The sequence below is a fragment of the Megasphaera intestinihominis genome (assembly GCF_040096415.1).
Classification (GTDB): Bacteria; Bacillota; Negativicutes; order Veillonellales; family Megasphaeraceae; genus Megasphaera; species Megasphaera intestinihominis.
Genome location: NZ_JBBMEU010000075.1, coordinates 1 through 9,851, shown reverse-complemented (window position 1 = coordinate 9,851; position 9,851 = coordinate 1). Strand labels below are relative to the sequence as shown.

Sequence of the window (9,851 nt, the reverse complement as noted above, 5' to 3'; positions counted from 1 at the left end):
CAGCGTGAAATATTTTTAGGCACTTTGGTCTCTAAAGCCCAAACCGCAAAAAATCCAACGGACTTAGTGCAGGCCTTGTGTAAACTGGTTTCGTCAACTTCCGAGGTAGCGTAAAAGTTGTAAAGTGCTGATAATTTTTAAAATTATAAATTTTTCTCAACGATTCTCTATTTTTTTCAGTAACAAAAAGCACATTAGACAAATTCATTTTATTCAGTGAGCTGATTGCGCCAGGATATAAAGCATCAACAACATTAGCTGAGGTATGAAAAAAATAAATCTTATTTTTAACCAAATCTGATTTTAAATCATGTAAAAAGAAATGCAGACTTTCCCGTGTCGAAATAATTGTATTAACATGAATTGATTTTAAATATTTTTTCATTCCAATCCCTGCAATAGGTTGTAAAGCTTTATATGCTGGATCATTTTTTAAATATGAGTAAAACCAATTACCTCTTACTAATGCAACTAATAATTTATCCGAGAGCTTAGGTTTAAAACGATTATATACAGGTTGATTAGGGACTCCAGCCGGATAATTACGACCAGTTACTTTTTTTAAAGTTAAAAATCGCACCAAATAATCTTTTTCACGTAACCCTTCAGCTAACGCCCGAGTAGCAAACACCGTTCCTCCAATTCCAGAAAAGTCATAACCTAGAAAGCAAATAGCATTCCGTGTCTTTTCATAAAAATAGTCGCTCATTTTTTTTATATAAATGCCCCTAATCACATCATTATAATCTATTTTTCTTATTCTTTTAAGAAAAAAATCATTAATAGAAAAACGGTTAGACGTAATAATATCAATGAGAAGTTCTTTCCGCGTAATACTATACTTTCTCAATTCAGAAATCTCACAGTACAGATTTCTTTTAGATAAATAGGCCTCAAAATCAGGTTGATACAATATTACTGGCTTGCGTAAAAAAGTAAACTCGAAAGCAATAGATGAATAATCTGTGATCAAAACATCATGATCAACAATAGCTTGCATGACATCAATGCTTTGAGGAGTAACGAACTGTATATTGCTATCTTTGACAGAATTTTTTAAAATTCTTTCTTGCTCAACATTAAATTTATCATGCAAACAAATCGTTAATAAATTATCTTTATCTTTCAAAAATTCGGTTATTTTTCTATTTTTAACTATACTTTCAATTTTTTTTATAAAATTATAGGTTTCAAAATTATTTCCAAAGTATTCTCTCCATGTTAAAAACCATAAGATTCTTACACCTCTATTAGAAGTAAAAGTCGTTTCTTTTGCTCTTTTTACCATTTCCATATATCTGGGCTGAACAATACCATCATACAACTGGTACTCTTTAAACTCATTAATCGATTGAAATTTTTCTTTCATATAAGGATTATAATAAATAAATTTGAAGAGACAATTATTAGCATAATTAGGCTTATACCCTAGTTGCTTAATTGCAGAAACCCCATGTTGTAAGTATACCAGAGGGCGAGTCAATAACGGCTTAAAACTTTTAAATCCAATACGATCCGGTTGAATATCACGAAAAGATAGAGATACAAAAAACATATCAGCTTGAAAAAATAATTTTAAATGTTTGATGGAATTCCTCCATATTACATATTTCTTCTCCATCTCATTCATTTCTCTAAAAACTTTTCTATTGTCATCATTTTTTTCTAAAATAATATAACTCTTTAAATGCGGATACGCTTCATTATTAATAATATATTTCCACATATAGAAAGAATTATTATTTGCCGTTCTCCCTAAATTCTCGCCGAATAACCAAATATAATTTTCCATCTTTAAGACATACCCTCCTAAAACAATTCAAATTCAGATCTATCTGGAAATATTTTTTCAAAAGCTTTATTTAATCTTTTTTGATATACCTCTATATTTCGATAGTCTATTGAATCATTGCAACAAATCATTTTAAATTTTTGTTCTTCTATACATTGAATCATCTCATCAAAACATTTTTCTCCTTCAAACATCTTTCCTACATTAACTTTTCTCGGTGTAAATAACCCAGTCGCATATTGCCAAAACTCAAATAGCCATTGGTTTACATCAGTTGTTTTTCTGAATCTATGTGAACAGGTATTGTTTAATTCAGCATGTGCGATATCCCATACACTGCTATAAGTTGTTTTGCAAAGAGATGTTGGCATATGGTGTATAAAAAATCCAGAAAAATTCTTAAATGGCATCATTAAAACAGTTCTTATAAGATATTTTCCATAAACAGGATTGAACCATTTAAAATAATTCTTTTTAATAACATCATTCTTGTTGAAATATCGGTTAATAATATACATATCATTAATTTCTGCACGTATACCATTTTGTATAAGATGAATAGGACTAATAATTGCAGCATCACAAGGTAGTCCGTTTTTAAAAAAATCTTCAGATGTAGTTTCTGAAATAATAAACATATCATCATTGAAATATACAAACTTTTCTGATAAATCTGGAATTCTATGGAAGTTCAATTCAATACAGTGGGAACTAAACGTTGGTAAGTATTTTTTAGGTATATATTGATTATGAAAAACAACATTAAGTTTAGGATGGTTAATATTAAGCCACTTAGGCAAATGGCCACAAGTTACAAAATGTATCTTATTGACCCATGGAGCAAATTTTTCTACGCCTCTAAACCAATATCTCAAATTATCCCAATCCCGAAATCGTACATCAGAACTATTCCACAAATCAGAAAACTCATTACATTCCATTTTTTGATACCTTAATCGTAACCTATTCCACGCAGGATCACTGCCGTCCACCCAAGCAATAATAAAATCTATTTTTTCAGACATTGACTCTCCTCGTTTCTAGTTTGAAAGTATTCAATACATGGATGAAAATTTTTTCCCTTCATATATCCATCAATGATAATTTTCATTCTTTTAATACGTTCAGATTTTGCAATACAAATAATTTTTAGAATGTTAAAGCAGCACTTCATATGATAGAATAAAATACCTTTAATGCCTTCTTTATGGAATAAAAAATACTCATTACGGAAGGCATAAATATACCTATCTAATCTTGATACTGTATCTGTAGCAATATTACTTCCATTATTATCACGCATTGCATGAATAACTTTACTTTCAGGAACATAAAAACTTTTCAACTTTTTTCTAACAGCAATTCTTCTTGTAAATTCAACATCATCTCCCCATATAAAAAATTCTTTAACTGGTAAGCCTACACATTTCACCGTATCCACTGTTAAAAATAAGGAAACAAAAGAAGCTTGAATGGCTTCTATAAGATGATACATATCAAAATTATTTTTAATTCTCCGCTTTAATTTAGGATAATTCATTTTACAAAGGCTAAAATCAGTCCACAGCACTTCACTCGCAAGCCAACCGTACTTCCCATTCAATATTTTATCATACTTTAACAAAATTTCTAATGCAGTCTTAGTCGGAAAACAATCATCATCCATTAACCAGATATACTTATATTTCATAAACAAAGCTTTTTTTATGCCATAATTAAAGCCGCCTGCTCCACCTAAATTTTCTCCTGTATTAAAGTAAAAAATATTTTGGTATTCTTTTTTTGCTTGTTTTATGTATTCAAAAGTCTTATCGGTTGATGCATTATCAATAATAAGAATATCACATTTAATGCTCTGTTCAAGCAATGCATGGATACATTTAACTAAAAATTCCTGTCGATTATATGTAACTACGATAGCAGCGACCAAATTCATAATACACCCCACAAATACTTTTCCTCTAAAAAATTGCACTACTTTATTTAGTACAAAAGTAAAAAATATTGATATATTTAAAATTTATAACACGCATGTTCCTTTATAAAGATGCCTCATCATACACATACAAAGCAAAATTATTGGGCATATCATAAATTAGAACGCCAAATCAAATATGCTTTGTATGAATGGCTTATTTTTCTTTCAAGTTGCCGAACATCTTCCGCTTAAAAAACAGCCCACCTTTTTTGATCCAGTCCTGCTTTTCCATGAAAGATACATTTTGTTCCACATAATCCATGTTATTATGTTCGAGCCAGACATCGAGTAACCGTTCGGCTACAAATCCGTAGACACGGGAATTATAGGTATCCCAATCGGTGATATCAAGACGCTTCTCAAGCTCAAAGAGGACGGAAAAGAGCCATTCCATATATTCTTTGAAATAGTCGCGACGCATGACGAATATGTTGAACATATGGGCCCAGGTCCGATTCATGACTTTTTCAAAAGCAGGAAGGTACTCTGGACACTGCTCCTTGATGATCTGTTCCGTCACATCCAGCCCTTCCCGATGGTGGGCGTGGTTATAATGGGAACGGTTCGTTTCGATGTAATATTTCCGCTTATCCGGAACAATGACGGGATGGCAGGATAAGAGCTGCTGCCATTCTTTTTCTGTCAATATCTGGTCTTTCTTGGCCTCGATGTTATGGACCTCTTTACGAGTAAAATAACGGCGGTAATGAACAAGCCCCAGATAATCGGCATCCAAGTTCTTCCAGGCCCAGTAAAGGCCCGTCAGTTCACAAAAATGAGAGTTTTTACTGCTGATGTTATCACCTGTATTATCCGGTGTATAGCCAATTGAGGATTTTCCTTCCGCTCCGACATGAACAGGCAGATAAACCGTATCCGTCGGCATCCAGTACTTTTTGTGAGCTGCAACGATGATTTTGATAGACAAAATGGTCAATCCTTTCTATTTTATAAGGCTTACATATTCTTGAAATTCGGCATATTCATCTTTATTTCTAATATACGAGCGTTTGAAAGCTGCAAACGCAGCGCTTCGTTTCAATCGGACAACCACTCTTCGTTTATTAGTTTCCGATTTATGTTCTTGGTAACGTTTCAATTCATTGAAAAATATATTCATTTCTCGCTGTAAGGCTTTCATTCGCTGGGCTGACTTGATAACCCTCATTCCGGTATTTCTTAGATTAAACACTTCATCAACTAGTTTAGCTGTCATTTGCGTTTCTTCGTGGTCATCTAAAGGCTTGACATCTATATTATCGTTAGTATAAAGAAATTGAATATGCAATTCTGGATCTTCCTGGCAACAGTTAATGATCTTGCCTTCATATTTTCTTTGATTCTTGATGCTATTGCAATGACCACAACTCCAGAAAAGGTTATTCCAATCAAATTTCAAATCAAGATTTCCTTTATGCGGGACCAAGTGCTCGATTTCAGGGTCTTGTAACCCTTTCAGTTCGCAAATATAGCATTTATCATGAAAATCAGTCTTCAATTGTTCTACGACATCTTCTCCACGATACGAGCCGTTTTCACCCTTCAATTTTTCAACTTTTAAAGAAGCTGGTGCCACCGGAGATTTATCACATTTTACCATTGTACTTACTCCTTCTGCGATAATTCCAATTTGAGCTTTTTATAATCTGCCATAAAATCTAACCCAAGATAGTCAGGAATTTCATCAAGATAATATTCCAAATTAGCAATTTCTTCATAATCATCATCGGTTAGTTCCTGTTTGCAAGCCAGTTGTTTATATCTTTCATATTTTTTCTGTAGCTCATCAGAAAGTACCGAAGCCTTGAAATAGCCTTCTACAATTCCATCATAAGGAATATTTGAAAGGCCTTCTGGAGTATTAACTAGCATATGATTTGCCAAATCATAAATAACTGTATTCTCGATAGAATTCAAAATGAACGGAGAGTGTGTCGTCACGATGAACTGAATATTGGGGAAAATGCCTGTCAATATCGGCATAATTTTTTTCTGTAGCTCTAAATGCAGATGTGCTTCGATTTCATCAATCAAGACGACGCCTTCCAAATCATAACGTTTGCCCGCTTTCTTTTCCATTCGCATCATCAAATCGACGACGATATCTAAAACGGCTGCATAGCCACTGGAAAGAGTGTCAAAGGTAAACGGTTCTCTGCCAGGTACGACGATATGGAACTCAAAGGTTTCAATATCAAAGTCCAGATGAGCTTGCGGCGCATCAAATATGATTTGTAAAACGTGGTCAAATCGTTGAAACCATTCTTTGATTTCTTCAGCTCTTTCTTTTTTCCCACCAACTTCCGCCATGGCCCCTACTGTTTTCAAATTCAAAATGTATTTTACGAACTCCTGCCCTGGATGTTCCTGGATAGTATACCTTTCCTTTAAATCCACTTTAGATACATTTTTCTCGTTATGTGCTGTATATCCTCGTTCCGCTTCATAATAGGCAAAAATGTATTCGCCCGTGTATACCTTGGACTGCATACTTTCCTTGTCGTTAAACTGAGCAGTAACGCCTTGGGCTATATCAACAGTATCACTATCTTCTGTATATATAGACAAATATGCCTTCAACGATTCCATGACACTGGTTTTACCACTGCCATTTTTCCCGGTCAGAATCAAGTGTTTGCAAGTCGTTTCTGATAATGGGATAGTGATATTCTGTAAGTGCCGTACTTTATCAATATGTATTTGCGTGATAAAATGTTGATTCATAAAATCATCTCCATTAAGTCTGTGATGGATGCAGCCACTAGTTCTATTGCGGGCCGCCTTCACAGGACGGCCCCTACGCAGGCCCCGGCCGGGGCATTTTTTACGAGCCGAGGGGTACTCGAGGCGTCGTTGTTAGTTTGAGTCTGTTGCCGCGCAGCGGCATCTGAGTCCGAGGCGGACTGCGAACTGCGAAATCAAGAGCAACCTCTCCGGCCCTTCGGGCCACCTCTAGCTCGGCTCTCCGTTTTGGCAACCGTCCTGCGCTTTCCTGTGGTCAGCACCTGACGGGCCAAAAAGGGCCTATGAGGCGAGGCTAATAACTAATACGCTCCTTTGTGTTTCAGGACGACGGCGATGGTGCGCCAAATCAGGACGATGTCGAACCAGACGTTCCAGTTGCGGACGTACCAAGTGTCCATCTGGACACGTTCTTCGTAGGTTGTATCGCTGCGGCCGCTGGTCTGCCACATGCCGGTGATGCCAGGGCGGACCATGTAGAAATCCTTGATGTACGGACCGTATTTCGGGACTTCGGCCTGGATGATGGGCCGTGGACCGACGAGGCTCATTTCGCCTTTGAGGACATTGAAAACTTGCGGTAATTCGTCTAAGCTGGTCTTGCGCAGGAAGGCTCCACTCTTGGTGATGCGCGGGTCATTTTTCAGTTTGAATTCTGTTTCCCATTCTTTCCGGGCCTGCAGGTCCCGTGCCAAGAGTTCTTTCAGTTTGATGTCGGCATCGACGCACATGCTGCGGAATTTATAGCAGTTGAATTCTTTACCGTTCCGGCCGACGCGGCGGTGCTTAAAGATGATAGGCCCGGGCGAGTCTTTATAGATCCATATAGCGATGGCCAAAAAGAACGGCGAAAGGCAGACAATCCCCAGACTGGTACAGATGACATCAAAGACGCGTTTAACAGCCCGATTGTACCAGAGAGCCAGGTTGTTGCGGAAACTGAAGGAAACGATATGGCCGTCGATGAGGCTTTCCGTATCGAGCGTCGCCAACGGCAGGCTGCCCATATCGGGCATAAAGGCGACTTTTTTGACCAAAGGCTGGACGCGGTAGACGATGTCCTGGACAGCGTCACTGCTGAGGCCCGGTGCGATGACCATAACGTGCTGGACACCGGTCTGGCGGATAACATCTTCGGCATCTTCAAAACGGCCCAAATGCGGCATCATAGCCGCTACCTTCGCTTCTGGCGTATAGTCTTCCAGATAACCGATGAAATCATAGCTGACGCCCGTATCGTGCTTAAAATAATCCAATACGATGGCTGCTGTCTTACCGGCTCCCATGATGAGGACCGGCAGCTGGAGCAGTTTGAAATGCCCCAGGATATGTTTGACGAGGTATCGTTCGGCTATCAGGAAAAAGAAAGAGGTCAGCCACAGTAAGGCCACAAAGAGCCGCGACGTCGAAGCTGCCGTCTGGGCGATATAAATGAAAAAAATCAGTAAGGCGACGGCATAAAAGACGGATTTAAAAAGGCCGGAAATGACCTGCCAGAACTGCATACGTCGCGTATAAAGATGATGTAGTTGCAAAAAAAGGATGTATACGACTGGCACGATGACATGGATACTGAGCCAGGAAAGATGAAAATGCGTTTCGGGAACGAGAAAATCCCGCAGTCCATAAGATGTATACTCGGCCAGCCAGATAGCGATATAATCGGCAATAACTAAAACAATCGGCAGGAGCTCATTGCTGTATTTATTTTTAATAGAAATAGACCCTTTCGTCGATAGCGTCTCCAAAACAGCTCCTCCTCTGATTCTCCCCTGATAATAGGGTCATAGTAAAAGGGCTTGTCGAACGATGACAAGCCCTTTTTACGTCGTTAGCTAAAAGAAATAGGGATCTTGCCCAAAGGCAGAAAATGGCATATAGGCCACTCTTCCCATGCAGACATCTATGATTTTAATTATAACGAAAATTAAAATATCTGTCCACTTATCCAACGTTCCAGGTGGAAATGTTGATTCATAAAATCATCGCCCTTAGTCTGTTACGAATGTAGCCACTATTCTGAGCGGGACGCCCAGCCACAGCTGTCCGTTCCAGCAACCGTTCTGCGCTTCTCGTTGGTCAGCACCTGACGGGCTGGAAAGGCTTGGCCGTCCCCTACGAAGGCCCCAGCAAGGGGCATTTTTTTACGATACAAGCTGAGGATTACGCGAGTCGTCGTTGTTGGTTTGCGTTTGTCGCGGCGGGACGCCGCATCCGTAGGGGCCGTCCCAGAGGGCGGCCCGCTACGCACTGAGGGTTTCCCGAAGCGTCGTTGTCACTTTGAGTCTGTCGCCGCGCAGCGGCATCTGAGTCCGATTATTTCTTCTTTTTGCGATGGACGATGAGGGCTTCATCGGCCCAGTCGAAGAAGTACGGTTCGGTTGCGTAAATAGCATAGTTCGTCAGATAGGCAGTGATGAGTTCTTCATCGGAAAATGGGGCGTATGGCGGGTTGTCAAGGTAGGGCTGGAAGATGCTCTGGTCACCCTTTTTAATGGAACGGATGAGCTTTTTCGTAATAGGGTATTCCTGCTTCAAGGTTTCCAAGTATGATTTCGCCTCGGGCCAATCGCCGAGTTTGAAGTACAACAAGGCTAAGGCCAAGAGATAAAAGGAACTCTTTTGTTCGTATTTTCCCCGTTTATACAGTTTCAAAGCCTTCATTTCATTGCACATTTTAGCATACAGCGGCATCAGCAGAAAACGGATTCCCAAGTTGTCGTTTTGATTGAGGCGAAGCATTTCTTCCCCTATCTGGATGGCTTTGTTGTGGATACCACATTCAATCAAGTTCGACAAGTATTCTTGAAGCAGCATCATATAAGGCCGTGTTTCAAAGTCCAGCCAAAAATCACCTTTGCTACGCTGGTAAATTTCCTGATCTTTTAACCGTTTTTCTTCGGCTGCAATCATGCCCGGAAGGATTTCAAGCATATCCAGGGGGCCTTTCGAATCCAATTCAGCTTGGGCCAGTTTGACTTCCACATTATCCGGCTCCAGTTCGGCTGCTTTAGCCAAATATTCCCGTTTGTCTTTTTTTCGGCTCGCCTGCTCAGCTAAGTCTAAATAATCATAGACATCGGCTGGTACTGTATCGTCCTGCCCATTCTCCTGCAAAAAGTCCTGCAAGTGTTGGACAGCCTCATTATGCTGCATCATGAATTCTTCAATAATCTGCTGCATCTCTTCTTCGCTCTTAACACCGTTCGGAGCCTTCTTAGCAATAAATGCATGTAATTCTTTCATTACTTTATCCATAGCACGCATAAAATCATCTCCATTCAGTCTGTTTAGGTATTCCCATTCGTTCTGTGGCGGGTCGCCCACGCGGCGACCCCT

Annotated in this window: 8 protein-coding genes; all 8 read right to left on the bottom strand. The window is 39.0% G+C overall.

Features of this window, described 5'->3' with window-relative positions; genetic code table 11:
• Nucleotides 1-31: 31 nt before the first annotated feature.
• Nucleotides 32-1,792 carry a CDP-glycerol glycerophosphotransferase family protein gene (locus tag WMO23_RS09970; RefSeq protein ID WP_349173952.1) on the bottom strand — a complete coding sequence of 587 codons (1,761 nt, stop codon included), beginning with the start codon at nucleotides 1,790-1,792 and terminating at the stop codon, nucleotides 32-34.
• 17 nt (nucleotides 1,793-1,809) lie between these two features.
• The gene (locus WMO23_RS09965) at nucleotides 1,810-2,817 is read right to left on the bottom strand and encodes a stealth family protein (RefSeq protein ID WP_349173950.1); all 1,008 of its coding nucleotides are present in this window, start codon (nucleotides 2,815-2,817) and stop codon (nucleotides 1,810-1,812) included.
• Nucleotides 2,802-3,728, bottom strand: a complete 927-nt coding sequence (locus WMO23_RS09960; protein ID WP_349173948.1) for a glycosyltransferase family 2 protein — start codon at nucleotides 3,726-3,728, stop codon at nucleotides 2,802-2,804. The genes WMO23_RS09965 and WMO23_RS09960 overlap by 16 nt, the downstream gene beginning before the upstream one ends.
• A 196-nt stretch (nucleotides 3,729-3,924) precedes the next feature.
• Nucleotides 3,925-4,698 carry a DUF4422 domain-containing protein gene (locus WMO23_RS09955; RefSeq protein ID WP_349173947.1) on the bottom strand — a complete coding sequence of 258 codons (774 nt, stop codon included), beginning with the start codon at nucleotides 4,696-4,698 and terminating at the stop codon, nucleotides 3,925-3,927.
• A 15-nt stretch (nucleotides 4,699-4,713) separates the two neighbouring features.
• Complete coding sequence (locus tag WMO23_RS09950) at nucleotides 4,714-5,370, bottom strand: HNH endonuclease family protein (protein ID WP_020310721.1); 657 nt, start codon at nucleotides 5,368-5,370, stop codon at nucleotides 4,714-4,716.
• 5 nt (nucleotides 5,371-5,375) lie between these two features.
• Nucleotides 5,376-6,494: an AAA family ATPase gene (locus tag WMO23_RS09945; protein ID WP_020310720.1), complete on the bottom strand. Its 1,119-nt coding sequence runs from the start codon at nucleotides 6,492-6,494 to the stop codon at nucleotides 5,376-5,378.
• Nucleotides 6,495-6,814: 320 nt separating this feature from the next.
• Nucleotides 6,815-8,260, bottom strand: coding sequence for an undecaprenyl-phosphate galactose phosphotransferase WbaP (gene wbaP, locus WMO23_RS09940; RefSeq protein WP_349173945.1), 1,446 nt, complete (start codon nucleotides 8,258-8,260; stop codon nucleotides 6,815-6,817).
• Between the two features lie 568 nt (nucleotides 8,261-8,828).
• Nucleotides 8,829-9,851: hypothetical protein (locus WMO23_RS09935; RefSeq protein ID WP_349173943.1), on the bottom strand; the 1,023-nt coding region annotated here is incomplete at its 5' end.